Origin of the sequence: Sphingobacterium zeae, from assembly GCF_030818895.1 — a bacterium.
In the GTDB taxonomy this organism is placed as follows: domain Bacteria; phylum Bacteroidota; class Bacteroidia; order Sphingobacteriales; family Sphingobacteriaceae; genus Sphingobacterium; species Sphingobacterium zeae.
On the sequence record NZ_JAUTBA010000001.1, the window covers coordinates 2,872,089 to 2,893,143 of the forward strand.

General features: G+C 40.4%; 13 protein-coding genes. 9 read left to right on the plus strand and 4 right to left on the minus strand.

Translation table 11 applies throughout. From position 1 onward, the window contains the following. Positions 1–48: 48 nt before the first annotated feature. The 4 genes from QE382_RS12015 to QE382_RS12030 form a co-directional block, all read right to left on the minus strand. Positions 49–909, minus strand: a complete 861-nt coding sequence (locus QE382_RS12015; protein WP_307186094.1) for a fumarylacetoacetate hydrolase family protein — start codon at positions 907–909, stop codon at positions 49–51. A gap of 58 nt (positions 910–967) precedes the next feature. Next, entirely contained in the window at positions 968–1,900 is a 933-nt protein-coding gene (locus QE382_RS12020) for a TIGR01777 family oxidoreductase (RefSeq protein ID WP_307186095.1), read from the minus strand. A 221-nt stretch (positions 1,901–2,121) separates the two neighbouring features. Next, positions 2,122–2,988, minus strand: coding sequence for a hypothetical protein (locus QE382_RS12025; RefSeq protein WP_307186096.1), 867 nt, complete (start codon positions 2,986–2,988; stop codon positions 2,122–2,124). A 138-nt stretch (positions 2,989–3,126) separates the two neighbouring features. Continuing rightward, positions 3,127–3,786 carry a DUF6266 family protein gene (locus QE382_RS12030; protein WP_307186097.1) on the minus strand — a complete coding sequence of 220 codons (660 nt, stop codon included), beginning with the start codon at positions 3,784–3,786 and terminating at the stop codon, positions 3,127–3,129. A gap of 657 nt (positions 3,787–4,443) precedes the next feature. Between QE382_RS12030 and QE382_RS12035 the strand changes: the two genes are divergently transcribed. The 9 genes from QE382_RS12035 to QE382_RS12075 all read left to right on the plus strand — a co-directional run bounded on the left by QE382_RS12035 (position 4,444) and on the right by QE382_RS12075 (position 20,990). Beyond that, positions 4,444–4,854 carry a carboxypeptidase-like regulatory domain-containing protein gene (locus QE382_RS12035; RefSeq protein WP_307186098.1) on the plus strand — a complete coding sequence of 137 codons (411 nt, stop codon included), beginning with the start codon at positions 4,444–4,446 and terminating at the stop codon, positions 4,852–4,854. Continuing rightward, on the plus strand, positions 4,784–7,495 hold the full coding sequence (locus QE382_RS12040; RefSeq protein WP_307186099.1) for a SusC/RagA family TonB-linked outer membrane protein: 2,712 nt from the start codon (positions 4,784–4,786) through the stop codon (positions 7,493–7,495). Before QE382_RS12035 ends, QE382_RS12040 begins: the two co-directional genes overlap by 71 nt. A 70-nt stretch (positions 7,496–7,565) precedes the next feature. Continuing rightward, positions 7,566–9,035: a RagB/SusD family nutrient uptake outer membrane protein gene (locus QE382_RS12045; protein ID WP_307186100.1), complete on the plus strand. Its 1,470-nt coding sequence runs from the start codon at positions 7,566–7,568 to the stop codon at positions 9,033–9,035. A 23-nt stretch (positions 9,036–9,058) separates the two neighbouring features. Further along, positions 9,059–9,883, plus strand: coding sequence for a sulfatase-like hydrolase/transferase (locus QE382_RS12050; protein ID WP_307186101.1), 825 nt, complete (start codon positions 9,059–9,061; stop codon positions 9,881–9,883). Continuing rightward, positions 9,846–10,652, plus strand: coding sequence for a sulfatase-like hydrolase/transferase (locus QE382_RS12055; RefSeq protein WP_307186102.1), 807 nt, complete (start codon positions 9,846–9,848; stop codon positions 10,650–10,652). The genes QE382_RS12050 and QE382_RS12055 overlap by 38 nt, the downstream gene beginning before the upstream one ends. A gap of 18 nt (positions 10,653–10,670) precedes the next feature. Continuing rightward, positions 10,671–12,287: an arylsulfatase gene (locus tag QE382_RS12060; protein WP_307186103.1), complete on the plus strand. Its 1,617-nt coding sequence runs from the start codon at positions 10,671–10,673 to the stop codon at positions 12,285–12,287. Positions 12,288–12,852: 565 nt separating this feature from the next. Then, entirely contained in the window at positions 12,853–13,839 is a 987-nt protein-coding gene (locus QE382_RS12065) for a helix-turn-helix transcriptional regulator (protein ID WP_307186104.1), read from the plus strand. Positions 13,840–14,053: 214 nt separating this feature from the next. Next, the gene (locus QE382_RS12070) at positions 14,054–14,563 is read left to right on the plus strand and encodes a hypothetical protein (protein ID WP_307186105.1); all 510 of its coding nucleotides are present in this window, start codon (positions 14,054–14,056) and stop codon (positions 14,561–14,563) included. Position 14,564: 1 nt separating this feature from the next. Then, positions 14,565–20,990: an FG-GAP-like repeat-containing protein gene (locus QE382_RS12075; protein ID WP_307186106.1), complete on the plus strand. Its 6,426-nt coding sequence runs from the start codon at positions 14,565–14,567 to the stop codon at positions 20,988–20,990. Positions 20,991–21,055: the final 65 nt, after the last annotated feature.

A 21,055-nucleotide genomic window follows, 5' to 3' on the forward strand; every position in this document is an offset into this window, starting at 1 on the left:
AAATGTACACAAATGCCACGGATAAAAAAGAACCCATTACACCCTTTTTTATATCGTTTTGTAGGCCGAAATTACTTGCTTTGCCGATCCGAGTCCATCAATGCCGTATTCGATAATATCACCATCTCGAAGGAATCTTTGCGGCGATTTTCCCATTCCAGATCCTGCAGGCGATCCTGTAGAAATAATATCACCTGGAAGTAAGCTCATAAATTGACTTAAATAGGAAATTAACTTGGGAACGCGATAGATAAAATCGCTGGTATTGCCATCTTGCATAAGCTCACCATTGAGCTTAAGCCATATCCTTAAATGATCAACATCCTTTATTTCGTCTTTTGTTGCTATAAACGGACCGATCGGTGCGAAGGTGTCACATCCTTTACCTTTATCCCAGGTTCCGCCGCGTTCGATCTGAAACTCACGCTCCGTAACATCGTTGTGCAGCACGTAGCCAAATACATGATCCAGTGCCTCTTCCTCCGTCACATAGGAGGCCTTTTTTCCTATAACAATGGCAAGTTCAGTTTCCCAATCTGATTTCACAGAGGATCTAGGAAGAGTAATTCCATCAAAAGGACCGTTGAACGCCGATACAGATTTCATAAAGACAATCGGTTCTGAAGCTTGCTCCAATTTCGTCTCTTTCACGTGATCATCAAAATTAAGTCCCACGCAGAGAATTTTGGAAGGGACTTCCAATGGTGTTCCGATACGCTCGTCATCTGCTATCTCCTTAAGCTTGTCGCTATTCTCAAGGACATAGGTTTGTAGTCTTTCCAAATTCGAGACATCCGCAAAGAAATCGCGGTTATATTGGAAATTTCCTACTGAAACATCGTATCTCTTTTCGTTTAAAATGACTCCCGCCTTTTCGGAGCCCTTTGCGCCATATCTAAAAATCTTCATAAGCCGCAAATATACGGATTTTGTCCCAAAAAGGGCGGAAAGTAACAGCAATTAACCATTAATCGATATGTAAATTGTCTATACAATTATTATCCAAAAGCGGATATTTAAACGGAAATTTCTCCTGAACAATCTTTTTGTTACTTACCCATGTGCCATCAAGCACCATTTCTTGTCCTTTTTTACCAAGCATCCACCTGATCAAAAATGACGGGGTAGGCAGCCTTAGGTAGAAAGGACCATATTTACGCCTGGCGATTCTTTTGGTAAATTCGGCAAGGGGAAGCGGTTCAGATGAGCAAGCATTGTAAATGCCTGCGAGGTTATTATTTTGTATGCCAAATAACAACATACGACAGAGATCATCCATATGGATCCAACTGAGCATCTGTTTACCCGAACCCAATATTGGAATTGAACGGAAGGGGAGGAAGCGGCCGACCTCCTTTAACAATCCCTGGTCCTTGCTGATCACAACTCCAAAGCGGAATACAACAAGTCTTTTTCCCAACGTTTCAATAGGCTTAACACTGCCTTCCCAAAGGTTGCAAACCCAGGATAGAAAATTGCCGCCTTGGGGGTCTCCTTCTATAAAAGGCCTCTTCTGGTACGGGTCGTCTGCTCCATACCAACCAATAGCGGAAGCGGATAGGACAGCTTTAACACGATTTGGCAGCTTTTTTAAAGTTTGATAAAGCAACTGCCCACTTTCTACGCGGCTGGCAATAATTTCTTGCTGATACGCTTTTGTCCACCGCTTGGCGTTGAGGTTTGCACCAGCCAGATTGATGATATAGTCAGCTTCTTGAATCGATTTGACATCTACCTCCTGTTTTTTAGGATCCCAATGTACATACTTAACCTTGGCTTGCGCAGGATACGACTTGGGATTTCTGGTAAAAATAATCACGTCATAGTGATTGGCAACCAATAGCTTTGTTAAATGGAGACCAATAGCTCCAGTACCACCCGTAATAACCACTTTCTCCATGAATCGAACGTTGATTTTAATAAATTAATTTGATCATTTCACTCCTCCCTTTACTACTGATACTAAATATACTGTTTTGGTTTATAAAAATCATGAATTGACGTGTAATCATCAAAAAAAGGTTTATTTCTTTACGAGATAAACCTTTATAAAACAGTTATAAGTTTTACTAAAACGATGCAATATGTTAAAGCGTGTGAATCGTGCTGCCGCATAAAATGCTAGTTGGATGTCGGAACCTTTTGAAAACTTGTACCACGCCATTGGAACTCTTCCTGCTTTTTTGTGATTTTAAAATTTGGATTTTTTGCATTTTCGTCCAAAGCTTCCCCTTCTTCGATGTACTTATAGATAGTCTGATTGTTTTTGCCATGTTCAGAAGGAAATAGCATCTTTTCATCGTAATAATAAATACCCGCATCAGCGACCGAATACCGACTCGGTAGATCGATAAGTTGCTTTCCTGTCCAGGCCATATAGTAATATTCCGATGGTATGCCGCAGGCTTCACCCAAGAACTCCATACGCAGAATTTGCTTGACGTTTTGCAGACCCATTGCCGGAAGCAATTTACTTTGAGCGAAGGTTTGCCCAGAGTAAGTGAAAGGATAGGTATGTTCTGCTAGAAAGTCTCCATTTGCATCGAGAATTTTGACACCTGTTGAGAAATGATTCTGTTCGTCGCTAATTTCGGTTAAACGTTCAAAACCGTATATGTATTGCGAGCCATCTGAGGCACTTTGTTTTCCAAGCGCCAAGAGCCCCAGCCAAATAAAGCCAGTTTTTTTGATGCCATCTTTAGTATAGGTTATTTCATGCCAAGGCGCATAAAAATTTTTTATGGTATTTCCTTTAAATGGTGGACTAGTTATCGTAACGACATTTCCAACAGATAGCGAATCTACCATGGCAGCTTTAAGATTAGGTTGTTTGCGCACGTAAGCTTTTGCCGCAAAGACGGTGGCCTGCTGACCAGCCCGAACATTCCATAAGTTGAAGTTATCGTCGAATTTTAAATTTTCCTGCGCTTTTGTGTAAATTGGCTCTACAAATAGTATAACTAAACAGTATCCAATTAATTTTCTCATATTTCACCGTTCTTTATTGCAAAAATAGACCAATTGGTCCTAAACTTGATCACTGGTTTCAGGTATTTTTTAGCAGTCGTAGGGCCAATTTTTATCTATTCCACAACTTCAGCTATGCTATCGTTCTATTAACTCTTCTCAAACTTTTATGCTCCCCAAGTGCAAACTATCTGTATTACCTTCGCCATAGCTTTCTAAAAAGAAGATAAACATTTCATAGGTCACTTCATTTTTATTTTTCTTGATCTTAATGTTTTGTTTTCCAGAAGATAAGGTACTCTCTAAGTCATTGGTTAACATCTGAAAGGGCACTCCTTCATCTGCCGCACTATACAAAACTAAGAAGGAGTTGTAGTGCTGGGTTTTAAATTTTTCTTCCAGATAAGTGTCATATTCCCAAGTAACTTCAAGTACTTGATTTTCCTGATCATATTCGATGCTATAAGAACTGATGGGATTTGGACTTCCTTTCGCGATCATAAACTTCTGCCAGTCAATCGCAAAGCCATCATCTTGGCGAATAAGAGCTTCTTTCAAATTATACGACATCGCGGCGTCGTATGGCCTTTTAGGAGCGCTATATGTCTTATACCCCAATTTGATTATCGGATTGAGCATAATGATATGTGATCTCACCATTTTGAAACGTGTTCTATAAAGCAACTGACCAGCACTGGGCTTTCGCTTTTTTACGCGAGGAAGAGAGCGTACATAATTTCCTGCTTTAGTCAAAACAAATACAACAGAACCTGCCTTTCCCGAGACCGATCCATTGACGCCATTTTTAATGATTGCCATAATTGCTTTATTAAGTTTATAAACATTTAATATAAGCATTAAAGCTGGAAAAACCTAATACCAATTTATCCCTATAAACAAAATTTATTCATTTTTTAGCCAGTAATTAGTCACTACTTCGTCACTACTGACTGAATGATGACTGAGTAATCACTGAACGAGCACTGAACAAGCACTGTCTAAACGGAAAATTTGGTTAGCAATTGATAAGGTTTTGCTGGCCTTAGAAATTAGCAGATTAAAAGTTTGGATGAGCTATGCCTTTGTAACAAAAATTTCGTCAAATCATAGCTGATAGTTATGTCGTTGCTTTGTTGATAAAAATGGATTTTACTTTTTTGTAAATATACTACTAAGTATATAGATTTTATTGTGAAATAGTTTTATATTTGGGTAGTCGTTAACGATTGGCGTTGGCAACGATTATAAAATTATCTCATTAAATATTTTACAAGTATGAAAAACGACTACTTTTTCCATCGAGAGAGCAATTGCTTCATTACATCTAATTACTATCTATTTATTGGTCGAATGCGCATGTGCTGAAGAGCACACCTTCCTTCTGCTTATTGTTCAATAAGCATTCCATCTTATTTATAACAAGCGTACAAATGGCGTTGGCACTTGTTTGCATTTTCACATTAAATAGAATTTACGATGAAAAAACACAGAGTACTTTGGTATTCTCTTTTAGTGGCGCTTTTTCTGTACGCAATTGGAAGTGTACAGGCACAAGAACCCAGACCAATTATTAATGCATCGTTAATCGGTAAAGTTATCGATGCGAAGACCCAAGAACCCCTTACAGGCGTTACGGTACAATTGGAAGCTGTAACACATAGTGTACAAACGGATAACCAAGGTAATTTCCAGTTTGTGACAGGGCAGAAGCTCCCTTTTACGCTAATCGTCAGTTTTGTAGGCTATGAGAAAAAACAGGTGGTTGTCAATTCTTCACCGACTGTAATAGCGCTATCGCCCGTCTCAACAGACTTGGATGAGGTTGTGGTCTTGGGTACGGAACCCAGAACGTCGCGATCTCACTGGGGCTGTGGCGACCTTGCCTGAGAAGCTTCTGAGACAGCCCGTATCCTCGCTTGATCAGGCGTTGAAAGGAGGAATCTCGGGCGTTCAGGTTACGCAAACTTCGGGACAACCCGGCGGAGGTGTGAGTATTCGAATTCGCGGTGGAGCATCCATACAAGGGGGAAATGAACCCCTCTATGTGATTGACGGATTCCCGGTATATAATCAAACTGAAAGCACAGGAGTAGGGAGCGGTACACCAGTTAACCCATTAGCAAGCATCAGCCCAACTGATATTGAAAGTATTGAAGTTTTAAAAGACGCTGCTGCAACTGCGATCTACGGATCCAGAGGTGCTAATGGGGTAATTTTGGTAACAACAAAAAAAGGTAAAGCAGGACAGGTACAATTAAACTATGATGGGAGTTTTGGCGCACAAAATGTATTGAAGCAAATCGAGGTACTGAATGCTCACGATTTTGCAATCTTAAGAAACGAGGCTTTGTACGATGCGAATCCCAATCTCGGAGCTTTTCAATACCGCAGTCAAACTGAAATCGATCAGCTGGGTGTTGGTACAAATTGGCAAACAGAAGCATTTCGTACTGGGAAGATTTATAATCAGCAGCTCTCTTTATCGGGAGGAGCTGAAAAGGTGAAATACTATTTAGGAGCAAATTATTTTGATCAGCAGGGTGTCATTGTCAACACGAATTTCAAGCGTGTAGGATTCAGATCAAATATCGACGCAAATCCTTTCGACCGGTTACAGGTTGGTGCAAATTTATCCATCAACAAAACTTATGCGCAAATAGCGCCTACAGGAATTGTCAACGCTCTGCTTATAATGCCTTCGACGGCAACTGTGTATGACGTCAACGGTGCTTATACATTACGAAATCCTTTTGAAAACATCTTTGCCAACCCAATAGCGACCTTAAAAGAAACGACAAATTCATCCAATGGACTACGGATACTGGGAACTTCTTTTGGACAATATCGTATTTTAAAAGGTCTACAAGCGAAGGTATTGGTTGGCGTTGACCTAAATGGCCGAAATGATAAGTTTTATTTGCCATCCTATATCTATGAAGGGGCAGGTTCAAAGGGGAAAGCAAGCTTAGGGAATTGGGATGGAACCTCATGGCTGAATGAAAACACATTAAACTATTTGGCGAACACAGGAAAACATACGTTCAATGCTTTACTTGGATTTACGCAGCAAGAATCCAAAAATACGATCTTCAATGCTGGAGCAGAAAATTTTGTGACCGACGACTTACTGTTCAATAACCTACAGAGTGGATCCTTCATTGTACGTCCGTCTTCTGACAGCTACGCATGGGTATTGCACTCTTATCTTGCCAGGGTAAATTACAATTACGCAAATAAATATTATATTTCGGCAAGTCTCCGTCGTGACGGTAGTTCCCGCTTTGGGGCAGACAACAAATGGGGGAATTTTCCGTCGATAGCACTTTCTTGGCGCGCTGGCAATGAGTCTTTTTTTAAGGAAGTATTTCCTGGAGTAGATGATTTTAAGATTCGTACAAGCTTTGGAACCACAGGTAATCAAGAAATCGGGCAATATCAATCATTATCTACCTTATATAGCCTAAATTATCTGTTTGGAAACAACGTGGCCACTGGTTTTGCCCCGCAACGTATTCCCAACAAAAACCTCGGTTGGGAAAGCACTGTACAATATGATGGCGGGTTTGATATCAGTTTATTTAATAACCGTATTCAATTTACAGTTGATTATTATTATAAAAAGACAAAGGATCTCCTGCTTAATGTGGAAATACCTTGGACCTCCGGTTATGCCTCTTCCCTTCAGAATTTTGGGTCTGTATCAAATAAAGGAGTTGAATGGGGGTTGAAATCGCGGAATATTGAGGGATTGTTCAGCTGGAGCACAGATGTAAACTTTTCCCTGAATCGCAACACCGTACTGAAGATTGGTGACGGCGCCAGTTCTTATATTTTTGGAAATTATATCATTAAAGCTGGAGAGTCTTTAGGCACCTTCTATGGTAATGTTACCGACGGTATTCTGCAGTCGGGAGAGGAGGTTATTAAGGGTAAGTTTACAGGGAATGCGAGTCCTAAAGCGGGTGACCGTCTTTACAAAGATATCGATGGTGATGGACAATTTACGACTGCAAATGATAGAACGATTCTAGGTAATGCACAGCCGGATTTTATTTTTGGATTGACCAATAGTATGTCCTATAAAGGTTTTGATCTTTCGTTTCTTATCCAGGGCACCGTCGGGAATGATCTTCTGAATATCAACAGGCAGAATTTGGAGATGTTTACCGGTCAACAGAATGCATCAATTGAGGCATTGGAGCGCTGGACTTCCTCAAACCCGAGTCATTCTTATCCCCGGGCGAAGTTGGATCCGGCTCCTGTATTTTCGGACCAGTTTGTAGAAAGCGGCTCTTTTGTACGGCTAAAATCATTGCATTTCGGGTACAGTCTTCCTAAAGAGTGGCTTCAACACGCTAAAATAAAGGGACTGAATCTCTATCTAACAGCTCAAAATGTTTTAACCTGGACCAAATATACTGGTTTTGATCCGGAGGTTACTTCGGGCAGTAATGTACAAATAGGTACCGATCTGGGCATTTATCCTGCCTCCAGGTCTTTTTCTGCAGGAGTTTCATTGACCTTTTAATAGCTCGCTAAATAGGAATAGTGAGAAGTACTGAGTTTAGCTCATGATCAATAAAAAGCAATTTATTCAAATGAAAAAAATACATGTTTTATTCACTGTCATTCTGATTTTTCTAACGGCAATTTCCTGCTCGAAATTGGAGGAGGATCCAGCAAGCGCTTTGGTTTCGGAGCAATATTATCTAAATCAAGATCAAGCCATAGCTGCAGTGACAGGAACTTACAGGAAGTTATATGAAACTGGGCAGTCTTTGTACAACAGCTTGCTCCAGATTGGTGTCGAAATGGCCACAGATGATTATGAAGCAGGGCCGAGGGCTAGAAATGCACATGTTAGAGCGCTGAGCAATCTAACCCATGATGCATCCAATGACCGTATGGAACAGCTCTGGAAGCAGAGCTACGATGCGATCAATGCATCAAATGTCAATATTGCTAAAATAAGTGTGCTGTCTGCAAGCCAGATCGATCCAACTCTCCAACAACGTCTGATCAACGAAGTAAAATTTTTGAGGGCACTCCATTATTTTAATTTAGTGCGTTGGTTTGGACCAGTTCCACTGGTAACGAGCCCAGTAGAGTCTTTATCTCCTCAAGAACTCTATGTGGCCAAAGCGACAGAGGATGCGGTGTATGGATTGATAATAGCAGATTTAAAATCTGCTTCGGCGCTGCCTAACTATAAGTATTATTCGGAATCAGATAAAGGACGCGCCACTGCTGGAGCAGCCAAAAGTCTTTTGGCTAAAGTCTATCTGACGCGAGGGGATTGGGCCAATGCAAAATTATTAGCCAAGGAAGTTATCGATAAAGAAGGTTATGCGCTTTTCCAAGATTTTGCCGATGTCTTTAATATTGGGAAGAAAAATGGTGTTGAACATATATTTTCAGCTCAATTTAAAGGCAACAGTGGCTATCAGGGAAATTCTTTGGCCAGTAGGTCTGCGCCAGCCGATATTCCAGGCATAAACGGGGATTACGCAGATGCGCTTCATAGCGAGGGTGGTTTGTATAAAAGCTTTGCGGTAAATGACAAACGGCTGCCCGTGACCTTTACAACGGGGATGGTGTCGCCAACAGATAATAAATACTATGCCCTAAACAAACCGCAATTCAGTAAATATTATGATGAAACGGTTGTAGGAAATCAGGGACAGTCTTCCAAGAATACGCCGATCATCCGTTATGCGGAGGTATTGTTAATTTTTGCAGAGGCCGAAAACGAGTTGAACGGGCCGACTTTAGAAGCGCGTAATGCGATTAACGCGGTACGTCGTCGTGCAGGAATAGACGAAGTATCCGTTATGGAAACGAAGGATGCTTTTAGAGAATTGGTTTTTGAGGAGCGCAGAAAGGAGCTTGTTTACGAATATCAACGATGGTTTGATCTGGTTCGCAGGGGAGCTACCTACTATGTTGCTAAGCTGAAAGCTGCCGGCAAGACGAATGCATCAGCCCGCCATATTCATTTTCCGACGCCACAACGGGAACTGAATCTCAATCCTAATCTCTCGCAACACCCCGATTGGATCAATCGATAATGTATTAATTAAATTTTAAATAGATGAAAACGACATACTTATTAATTACACTTTGCCTAACCATCTTACCAAGGATAAGCTGGGGACAGGATAATCGGCCAAATATCGTATTGATTTTGGTTGATGATCTGGGTTTTTCGGATATAGAGCCCTATGGAGGAACGGACTTACAGACCCCCAATTTGACTGCCTTGGCCAAAGAAGGAACGAGATTTCAGGAATTTTATAACAATTCCATTTGTGCCCCTACGCGTGCTTCTTTATTGACTGGGCAGTATGCGCATCGCGCAGGTGTAGGTTATTTTAACGTGAATCTTGGACTGCCTGCTTATCAAGGTTTTTTAAATCGGGAGTCACGGACGCTGGCTGAGGTATTGAAACAGGCTGGATACTCCACTATTATATCGGGGAAATGGCATGTGGGTGATGATTACGATCAGTGGCCGGCACAGCGTGGGTTTGAGCGGTCTTTCAATTTTGTTGGTGGGGCGTCCAATTTTTATGAAGTAAGTGGGCCTGAACAGCCAATAGTACCGCTCTTCCGGAATAATAAACCCTTTTATTTGCCAAAGGGGCGTTATCTGACAGATGAGATTACGGATCAAGCCATCGGCTTTCTAAAAGAACAGCAGAAAGATAAAAAGCCTTTTTTCTTGTATTTGGCATTTAATGCCCCGCATTGGCCCCTGCAGGCACCGGAAGAAGAAACTCAAAAATATAATGGAGTGTATCGTGAGGGATGGGATAGTCTGCGTACGCAGCGTTATGAAAATGCGCAGCAAAAAGGTGTGTTCTCGCTAGGGCAGGGCATTGCAAAAAAAGGACTCGACCGTACAAAACTGGGATAAATTGACCTATGATGAGCAGCAGTATTGGCAACGTCGGCAACAGGTCTTTGCCGGCATGATTGATCGCATGGATCAGAGTATCGGCCGCATAAGAAAAACGTTAAAAGAGCTAAAAAAAGATAAGAATACACTAATCATTTTTTTGTCGGATAACGGTGCCCAGGGCGGGGATCGTACACGCGTGTATACGGCAAGGAATACAGAGACTGTCGGATTACCAGGTTCCTATGATGTGCAAAACAGCAATTGGTCCCAAACCGGAAACTCACCTTTGAGAAGTTACAAAGATAATCCGTATGAAGGTGGCATTGGTGCCCCCTTCATTGTGTGGTATCCAAAAGAGGTGCGGGCAAACGTGATTAAGAAGGGGGTAGGCCATCTTATTGATATCGCTCCCACCTTGTATGACTTTGCAGGTGCCACCTATCCGGAACATGTCGGCGACACGGCGATAAATACACTTCCGGGGCTGAGTTTGAGACCGCTCTTGCGTTCAGATAGCAATCAGGTCGATCGGCATGTTCCGCTGTTTTGGGAACGTGCAGGCAATCGTGCCGTGCGATATGGTAAGTGGAAATTAGTTTCTTTATTTAAGGATGGTAACAAACCCGAATTATACAATATCGATGAGGACCGGGGCGAAAATAACAATCTCGCCAGTCGTTATCCAGCTATCGTGAAAGATCTCGAGGCAAGGTATAAAGCCTGGGCTGAAGAGAATTCTGTTGTGGATTACAAGCGTTTAAAAACAACCAATCAATTTCGTTAGGAGTGAAAAAGAAAAGATATGAAGAAGATAATTTTGACATTATACTTTGTGGTTGCTACACTAATAGGTTATGCACAACAAAGAAAGCCAAACATCATTTTGATTTTGGCCGATGATTTAGGCTATTCCGATATTGGAGCATACGGTTCGGAAATTTCTACACCCAATTTGGATCGTTTAGCCAACGAAGGGCTAAAGCTGACGCAATTTTATAACAATTCGATATGTGCGCCGACCAGGGCCTCCCTAATCACAGGGCAATATCAACACAAAGCTGGCGTTGGGTATTTTTCCAACGATCTTGGACTGCCTGCCTATCAGGGTTATATTAATTCGGAATCACTGACCATTGCCGAAGTCCTCCGGTTGAATGGTTATATCACGGCAACCTCGGGTAAATGGCATGTGTCTGGAAAAGGGAAAAGTTTGCCATGGGAGCGCGGTTTTGATTTGGTATTTCCAAGAGTGGAAAAAAATGCAGATTCAGGCGCGCCGACTTTTCAAGAACAAACCGATTCTGAAGGCTATCCTTTGGAAGGTTCATTTTCGACAGAGGTAATCAATCGTCAAGCTGAGGCGTTTTTGGATCAGATCAAAACGCAGGATAAACCTTTTTTTCTCTATTTGGCACATACAGCCCCACATTGGCCATTAGTAGCGTTGCCGCAAGATATCGCCAAATATAAAGGTCGGTATGACAGTGGGTGGGAGGCGATACGTCAAGAGCGCTTTGAACGCCAGAAACAATTAGGACTGGTGTCCCAAGCGACCCAACCATCGCTTGTTGATGCGGATATTTACGATTGGTCACGATTATCATTTGATCAAAAAAAACTGTGGTCAAAAAAAATGGAAGTGTTTGCGGCTATGGTCGACAGATTGGATCAGACTATAGGAAAATTGCTAGATAAGCTAAAAGACAATGGACAATTGGACAATACACTGATTGTTTTCTTGTCAGACAACGGTGCGCCGGCTGAAGATCTTGTTCGCTGGTATCATGGCGCCCGGATAAATAAAGGACCGGTTGGGACACTGTGTTCTTATGAATCGCAGGGTAAAAATTGGTCATATGCCTCCAATACACCTTTTAAAGCATTTAAAGATTATACCTATGAAGGTGGGATTAATACCCCATTTATAGCTTGGTTTCCCGGTAAAATCGCGAAAGGCGTCAAACAGGGTACTGGTCACGTCATTGATCTGGCACCGACTTTCTACGATTTGGTTGGCGCAGTATACCCAAAAGAATATGGGGGGCATAAGGCGAATGCTTTACCAGGAAAAAGTTTGCTTCAGGTTTTATTCCAGGATCAAGATACCGTTCGGAGACAAGAAGGCTTATTTTGGGAGCGTGCCGGTAATCGTGCTGCCCGTATTGGAAAATGGAAACTGTTATCGACCTGGCCGTCCTATAAATGGGAACTTTACGATCTTGAACAAGATCCTACTGAACGGAACGATGTTGCCGGACAGCATCACGAAGTTGTGTCCCGTTTGTCTATTGCTTATTTCCGGTGGGCAAAAGAAAACGGGGTTGTGGATTTTGCAGAATTGGAAGCTAAGGAACCCAAAAGTATGAAGGATTTTAGGGAAAGTAAAGTGCAGGAAATTCCGGTGCCGCGCAATTTTTAACTGCTTAAATGTAAAAAAGCTTTCTGATTTATCAGAAAGCTTTTTTTGTCTTTGGCGGAAGAGGCGGGATTCGAATTTCACGTTTCTTCATAAAATTGTCCTATATTTTATATGAATACATTTTTTAGCGGAAGCATTAGCGGTTTTCTTGCGCATATTCTGCAAGTTGCGACGCCTCCTCAGTAGAAAATAATAGAATCTAAAATAAGACGGGTCACCCATATTATTTTTAACGCTTTCTCTATACTTTAACTGCCGATCTGATCTGTTTGAATAGAATCTCTTTGAAATCAGCATGCGAATGATTTGTAAGTATCTGAGCTGTATTAAAAACATTTGTATGGCACAACGTTCAGGCGAATTCATTGAAAGATTGGCCACTAATTGTTATTTTATCCCATATAACTATACTAGACGCGAAAATATATAAATAGGGCTTATATTAAAAAAGCTACCTTGATTATTTAACGATAATAAATTAATAGAAATATGGTGAATATTGGTAGAAAATAGATTATATTATAATAGGATATTAATTTCTGCGTCAATATGTTTCAGATATGGTATGAATAGATCTATAAAATTTAATCTAGGTTCATTAGAAATTTACAAAAGTAGTAAGTCATTCACAGATAATAATACATTCAAAATTCCATTTGCCGATTCGCTATATCATGAATTTGTTGGCGGAAAAGCTGTGTTTCAATGTTACAGTAATTTTTTATATTTCATGGAGCTTATCGAATTCAGTTCTGAAAATCAGCACACAATATATTCTGAGGTACTGGAGCCCTCCCTGTTTATGTTCTTCATATTTGAGGGTGAGGCTGAATTCAGTAGCCCTGAAGGAAACATTCTATCCTGTCCAGCGCGGGGAACATATTATGCAACTTTCTGCGATCAAGGTATTTATAAGAAAACGTTTAAGCCGGGTTGCAATATTATTCTTTACATATCCCTGCGCATAGAATGGATACAGCGAAAGGCATCTGCTCTACCTAACCTTTCTAAATTTTTATCTTTTTGCCTAAAAAGTAATGTTTCAGTATCGTATATGGAGAAGCTTTTCATGAGTCGATCACTTGCAAAAGAACTTATCAAGATATGGCATTTACCTATACTGGACAATATTGATCTCGAAACGACTCTCCTTCCGATGATCAAGAAAATTTTAAGGATCTATGATCGGGCTCAAGATTACCGGATCCATCTCTCTGAAATGTCCAACTCCGAAAAAATACATGAAATAAAAGAGTATCTAAAATCAGGTTGCCTTTCTACGGAGATAACCGATATTGAGGCTCTATGTAAACGTTACTTCATAATAGAGCGAACGCTGAGAAGACTGTTTTTCAAACTTGAAAAAAAGACAATCATCGATTTCGTTACAGATCACCGTCTTGAACATTCAAAGCTCCTTCTTACCAAAAGGATATTGTCTGTTAAAGAGATTTCAGAACAGTGTGGTTTTGCTAGTCCCAGTTATTTCTGTAGGCTGTTCAAGAAAAAATACGCTATGACCCCAAAAAGATACAGTTTAAAAGGATTATAATAGATCTTTTTCACCTGTTAACTAACTGTTTTTATAATAAAACTCACTTGTCTTCTTTGTGTAGCACAATTCGGCCAAATGCTGTATAAAAAATATTTTTTTGTCTGAATAGTGATATAATTTGAAGTTAATTTAGATTATAACATTCTCATAGTTTTTTGCGGATAAATCTTTCCGCGTATGCGGATTCTTTGAGAACATAAATCAATAAATTATGAAAAAGAAGTCTATTATCAATATCAGTCTGTCTTGGGGATCATGGAGTTTCATCATTTTCTTTCTTGTTTCCATTTCGATGACATTTTCTACGCATGCATTCTCACAAAAACTCACCTTCACTTTCGATGCGTCTGGAAATCAAACAAAAAGGTTATGGATATGTATTAATTGCCCCACGGTCAGTGTTTTAAATTCTGATAGCATTGCCTTTGGAGACAGGTTAAAACCTGATATAATAGAAATTGGGAATGGTTATAGCCTCTACCATAATAGAAAAGAAAAAGTAATAAAGATCTATTCAGCTGATCTAATTAAAAATGCTTTTCCAATTCTCTCACTAGTGAATTTCGGAGATAAAAATAAAGTGGCTATTGAATCCTATAAAAAGGAAGATTCCGTTGAATTTTCTACAGATCAACTTATGGCGGGAACCTATCTCCTTCGTATTTCGGTTGGAGATGATAAGTGGGTAGAGCTAATTATAGAAAAAGTAAAGGAGGCCTAACATGAAAAGATTGATATTTTTAGTGTCATTATTTTGTGCGATCAGTATTGATTGTATTTCACAGAACAGAATCCAGACCGATACAATAGGTTTAAATAAAAGTAATTCGTCAAATTGGAGCTTATTGGATTCGATTGTCAAGGTTAACGCAACTTTTCCTTCAACGTTCTCAATAGATACCCTTAAAACGGCAGTGTCAGATTCGTCTTCATCTACAAAGGCTTCAAAATCAAGACTACAAGTTTTAGCTGCGACTTTAAGTCCGGGAAGAACAGAAGTTAATTTGGATGTGTCTGCAACTGGATCGACAAATTACACTATTCCCTTTATAATACCTCCAGGTATTGATGGGTTTGTACCAGAACTAGGCTTAATCTACAATAGTCAGAGTAGCCGGGGAACCGCTGGATACGGATGGAATGTTTTTGGACTATCGTCCATATCTAGGGTTGGTGCCGCCATGTACTCTGACGACCGGGTTGGAGGTGTTAACTTTGACCTTAATGATCGATTTTCATTGGATGGTCAGCGGCTTCTTTTAAAGAGCGGATCTTATGGTGGAGACGGCGCTGAATATCAGACCGAGCAGTATTCCAATATAAAGATAGTTTCAAGAGGGGTGTCTTCTTTTGGAGCTTCATTTGGACCAGCATATTTCGAGGTGTTTTATCCAAACGGCACAAAGGCTTTTTATGGACAAAATACTAATTCAAGATCCAGATTACAATACGGGCTCACCTATATAGAAAATTCACAGGGAGTCCGTATCAGTTACGAGTATACAACCTTTAATAATAATCTTTTTATAAGCAAAGTCTTATATGGACGTCGGGGAACGGGAACTGCCCTAAATAGGGTAGAATTTAGCTACGGTGCGGCTAGCAGGGCTGAACAGAATTATGTTGCTGGCACAGGTTTTTATTCAGATAAAAGGATCAGTAAGATCAGCGTTGTTGCAAATGGTACGAATTATAGGCATTATATCCCAACTTATTCTACAGTGAGTACCCTCGATTATGATCGAATGACGGAGATCCAGGAATTTGACGGTACTGAAACCAATGCTTTTGCACCAGTTAGGTTTGAATATCATAACACAACAAATATGCTTACTTCATCCGTTATCTCAAATTTAAGCCTAACGGGAATTGCAAGTAATAATTCGCAGGTTCTCTCCGCAGACTTTACCGGAAATGGAAGCATGGATTTTATATTATATCCGACAGGCAAGAACAAATTCTATGCTTTTTACGATCTTGATCCAGGTTCACCATATATACAATTGGGCTATGAAGTAAACAGTGGGAACTTTTTAGATATTTTTCCGGTAACATGGCTATCCAGTACAAGCAAAATCCTGCCAGGTCAAGGAATGCTACTTAGCAAGCGATACGGATTAAATGGGTTTAAATTTGATGTCTATTCATCGGGTACTGTAACCCCGGTTTATTACCAATATACCAAACTCTGGGAGAATCCGCCCGAAAACCAAACTTATTTTTCTGAATGCGATATGATGATGCATTCTAACGGACCTCGTGCTTACAAAATAGTATCGGGAGATTTTAACGGTGATGGGTTAAGTGATGTAGTAGCATTAAGTTATAATGAAACAATCGTTTCATACGAATGGGCAAATCCCTGTACCAAACAGTTTCAGGAATCTGGTTCAATTGGAATATTCATTGATATGGACCGCAGAAAGACGACCGACTATATTTCTCCGATGAGTTATCTTCAAAAACCGATCAATACCTATGATAAAATATATACATCAGATTTTAACGGCGACGGAAAAACGGATATTCTCGTTGTCAAAGAAGGAAGTATGGACGTGTATTCACTGAATGAACAATCGCTCCAGCTTAGTTTTACAATTTCTGATACCAGGATAACAAACAATAGTGCTCGTCCCACATTATTGGGGGATTTTAACGGAGATGGCAAAATGGATGTTATGTTTGCTACTGGCTATAACAACCTGTTTGCAACATTTATGTCTACTGGTAAAGGCTTTATTAAACATGAAAAAAACGAACCTTTTTCCCATGTGCAGAACACATGGGATGGTTCAAATACCATGAAGCAATATGTATTGATTCCAACTGATGTAAATGGTGATGGGAAAACGGATATCATATACAGTGCTACAACTACTTATAATTCTACCGCGACAGGAAACATTGCTGTCACAATTTACCATAACATTGGAATAGACGTTAGTAATAGGCCAATTTATGGAAATTCGGTTTCCAGTAACAGGAGTACAACAGTACGCCATAATCCTATTCCGATCTTTTTGAACCCGGACCAGCAGAATCCTAATCTTGAATATGGTTATATAAGTGATAATTCAATTTCATTGTTCCGCTCTGACAAGGATATGATGAAGGAGGGACATCTAACGACTATTTTTCACGATGGCGTAAATCATTACATTGACTACGCAAGATTAATGGAAGGTGCAAATGGGAACGGATTGCCACTTTATAATTCTTCATACGATCAGACATTCCCTTATATAGACATTCACTTTGCTCCCCAGTTATATGTTACCAGTGCGATTGCAAGAGATGCCGCAGGACAGATCGGTTTACAGACTTTTGGTTATGCGAATGCAGTCACAAATGCTGACGGTCTGGGATTTCTTGGATTCGGTGAAAATATCCGGAGCAATGTGCATACAGGTGCATCTGACGTTAACCGTACATACACCATCGGCATTCAGAGTCCACAATTGCGCGGAGCAAATCTCCGTACCTTTGTCTCCAAGAATAGCTATATAAACAATACGATTAAGAATATGTCTGTATCTAATCCTCCTCCTGCGGGCGGTGCTCCTGATGGGGCTACGCTCAGCGATTATATCAGCCGGGAAGACCATATCTATCAGACAAGCATATTGACTAACAAAACTTTTGTCAATGTACCTATTGCCTTCTCATTGAAGGACAAACTTTTAGGGACTTATAGGAATCAACGCTTCACTTATGATGGATATTACAACGTGACATATCATAAAACTGATGTTAATGGTCAGGGATCAGATAGGTCAGCCCAAACGTATTTAAATAGTACTGGAACAACTTATTATATCGGGCGGCTGACTAATCGAAAAGACACAACACAGGTTGGCACAGAGATCTATACAGCAGAAAAACAGCTTGTATATACCGGTTATCTCCCAACACAGGTAAAAAACAAAGGACATAACACATCGTTTATTACTCAGGCTTTAACTTATGATGCCTTTGGTAATATAATAAAACGTATTACAACTACTCCGGCAGACGGTTCACGTACCGAAACTATGGTGTATGAAGCAACAGGAAGATTTAAGACAAAATATACTGATCCAGATGGATTATTTGAGAGCTTTGTAAATAGTTCTGTCTCTGGGATGCTAACTTCATATATCGACAAATATAATAGAAATACCGCTTACACTTTCGATAGCTGGAACAGGATCAAAACCACAACTGATTACTTAGGAAAAGTTAAAACAAATACGTATACCAAGGATATGTTTAACACTATCATTACAGCGACAGGAGATGACGGTTCTTCATCCGTTACCACGATAGATCAGCTTGGCCAGAAATTAGAACAGCGTGATAAAACTGTCCTTGGGACTTTTGAGGGCCGGTCTTGGAAATATGATGTATATGGAAGAGAATATCAGGTTAGTGAACTTTCGCAGCCAGGTAATTATACCCTTTGGAACACATTGTCATTTGATAGTTATGGACGCATCTATCAATCTACAAAATATACGGGAAGGGTTCAAACATATAGTTATAATGGACTGAATATGACCGTTAATGATGGCATAAAAGCTGTTACAACTTCCCGGAATGCATTCGATATGGTCACAAGCCTACAAGATCCAGGTGGAACAGTTACCTATACTTATTTTGCAAACGGCAATCTCAAAACTGCTGATTTTGGTGGTAGTATCCAAACAATCGAACAGGATGGTTGGGGACAAAAAACAAAACTAATAGATCCAAGTGCGGGGACTTACCAATATACTTATGATGGATGGGGACAGGTGAAACAGGAAACCTCTCCAATTGGCCAATCGCAATTTGTATATGACCAGGCTGGGAAACTGTCGACCAGAAATTTTACCGGTACCGGAACGAATATGCAATGGACATATACGTATGACCCTACTTCGAAATTGCTTGCCCAAGTAGCATTGGTAAATGAAGATGGCAATAATTCGACTGATGCTTATGTTTATGACACGTACAAACGCCTTTTCTCTCAGACCGAAGATAATTCCTATGCGCAGTTCAGCAGAACATTTCTATATGATGCTTTTGGAAGAATAAATAATTCGAAGATTAAGGCCACACATAAACCGACATCTACATCGGTTGAAAAGTCAGTATTGACACAATATCAGAACGGTCTTAGACGACAGCTGAATCTTCCGGCAACACCCGACGGGGGACACATTTTATGGCGAGTGGACTCGCTTAGTCTTCGCGGAGAGTTGGCAGCTGCTACCCAGGGAGTTTCGAGAACCTCATTAAAATATGACACTTATGGATTTCCACAGCAACGTAGATTATATCGTACCTCTGGGACTCCAACTACTCTTATGACCTTAGGAACAACATTTAATGTCCAGAGAGAGTTCCCTACGAGTAGGACCAATAGTTCATTTAACTGGTCCGAATCTTTTGGGTATGACAATTTAGATAGATTGACGACATTCAATGACAATAATGGTAGCCAGAGTCAACAGTATGATGCTAGGGGGAGAATTACTCAAAATACCAGACAAGGTACATATAGCTATAGCGGAGTCAGTTATAAACAACAGGATCTGACATTAAATACATCAGCAAGCGCATACTATCAAACCAGAACTCCACAGGATGTCAGCTTCAATGCATTTAAATCGCCTATTGAAATCAGTGAAACTGGAATTGATCGAATAAGTTTTCAGTATAATTCTTCACTTGGAAGGGCCAATATGTTCTATGGTGGTGTTCAAGCTGATAAAATGTTGAGAAGATTTCGGAAGCATTATGCCGGTGATGGCAGTTCGGAGATAATCCATGATACCCAGACAGGTCAGGTCTCCTTTATCCTATACCTTGGTGGCGATGCTTACTCAGCACCAGCTATCTGGAAAGAGTCTAAAGGAAGTCTACCCGTAGCCGGGGCTTTATATTACCTGCACCGTGATTATTTGGGAAGTATTGTCATGATAACAAACCAAAGCGGAGGAATCGTTGAAAAAAGGCAATTTGATGCGTGGGGAAATATTGTGAAAATTACTGATGGCAGCAACAATAATCTTACTAAGTTTGGAATCTTAGACAGAGGATTTACTGGACACGAACACCTTTTAACCGTTGGACTGATCCATATGAACGGTAGACTATATGATTCAAGAATGGCGCGGTTCCTTTCTCCGGATGGTAATGTGCAAGATCCTTTCAACACACAGAACTACAACAGGTTTGCCTATGCATTGAATAACCCGCTGATCTATGTTGATCCTAATGGAGAAGTTCTTTTTGGTATTCCTATACTCGCAGGTATTATTTGGGGAGCTATAATTGGAGCCGGCGTTGGCGCAGCTGCATATTCAATAAATGCAGCAATAACCGGTGACTGGAGCTGGAGCGGATTTGGAAGTTCGATTGCTATGGGGGCAATTGGCGGCGCCATCGGTGGAGGTGTAAGTGCGATTGGCTCATCCGGCCTTTTGGGATCTTTTGGTAATACATTTGGTTATAATATGCTTTCTCAGACAGTGAGCTCCGTGGTAACAACATCTATGTACGGAGGAGAAATAAATCTTGCCTCAGTTGCGGGAATGGTTGCCGGTGGCCTAGTTGGTTCAGCCATACCTAAATTCAATCCAATAAAAGGGTCAGGCTTTGGAACTGGTGTTAAGAATTCACTTTTGGAATTGTCTTATTCAGCGGGAAAAGGAGCATTGACAGGAGCAACTTCAGGAGCTGTTCAAAAAGTTTTGGGAAATGACGATAAAAACATAATTTTGAATAGCGCTATAGGGGGCGCAATTGGCGGATTTTCAAACACTTTGTTCAATATCGGGATGATGGGGCCTGCAATGAGCTTTGACGACAGTTATATTCCTCATGGGAACGATAGACCTATTCATAGAGGGGGTGGACTGGCTGACTTATTTAATGGAACAGGGGTGTCTTTAGGTAGAAATGCTTATGGTAGTTTTTTAGAGGGGCCTGATACACGGATTGAGGAAAGCTTTCATTATTTTCAGCAGAAACAATTGGGATTTGCTCGATTTTACGGAAGAATTATTTCGGAAGCTTTACGTTTTGGATTCGCGGGAGCATATTTTACAAAAGGAACCTTAGAAAATGATGCTCAAATTGTCAGAGGGAATTATAATAATAGATCTCCCTTTCCCTTTTAAACTTAAATAACCAGATTTAATATGTTAATGGTCAGATTTATTTATGTTAGTAATTAACAAACCTT

What these genes read in the sequence shown, in the direction of transcription:
- QE382_RS12040 (WP_307186099.1), top strand. Translation starts at nt 4,784, where the DNA reads ATGAGGTTGTGGTCTTGGGTACGGAACCCAGAACGTCGCGATCTCACT.
- QE382_RS12075 (WP_307186106.1), top strand. Translation starts at nt 14,565, where the DNA reads ATGAAAAGATTGATATTTTTAGTGTCATTATTTTGTGCGATCAGTATT.
- QE382_RS12065 (WP_307186104.1), top strand. Translation starts at nt 12,853, where the DNA reads ATGAATAGATCTATAAAATTTAATCTAGGTTCATTAGAAATTTACAAA.
- QE382_RS12030 (WP_307186097.1), bottom strand. Translation starts at nt 3,786, where the DNA reads ATGGCAATCATTAAAAATGGCGTCAATGGATCGGTCTCGGGAAAGGCA.
- QE382_RS12070 (WP_307186105.1), top strand. Translation starts at nt 14,054, where the DNA reads ATGAAAAAGAAGTCTATTATCAATATCAGTCTGTCTTGGGGATCATGG.
- QE382_RS12015 (WP_307186094.1), bottom strand. Translation starts at nt 909, where the DNA reads ATGAAGATTTTTAGATATGGCGCAAAGGGCTCCGAAAAGGCGGGAGTC.
- QE382_RS12060 (WP_307186103.1), top strand. Translation starts at nt 10,671, where the DNA reads ATGAAGAAGATAATTTTGACATTATACTTTGTGGTTGCTACACTAATA.
- QE382_RS12045 (WP_307186100.1), top strand. Translation starts at nt 7,566, where the DNA reads ATGAAAAAAATACATGTTTTATTCACTGTCATTCTGATTTTTCTAACG.
- QE382_RS12020 (WP_307186095.1), bottom strand. Translation starts at nt 1,900, where the DNA reads ATGGAGAAAGTGGTTATTACGGGTGGTACTGGAGCTATTGGTCTCCAT.
- QE382_RS12025 (WP_307186096.1), bottom strand. Translation starts at nt 2,988, where the DNA reads ATGAGAAAATTAATTGGATACTGTTTAGTTATACTATTTGTAGAGCCA.
- QE382_RS12050 (WP_307186101.1), top strand. Translation starts at nt 9,059, where the DNA reads ATGAAAACGACATACTTATTAATTACACTTTGCCTAACCATCTTACCA.
- QE382_RS12035 (WP_307186098.1), top strand. Translation starts at nt 4,444, where the DNA reads ATGAAAAAACACAGAGTACTTTGGTATTCTCTTTTAGTGGCGCTTTTT.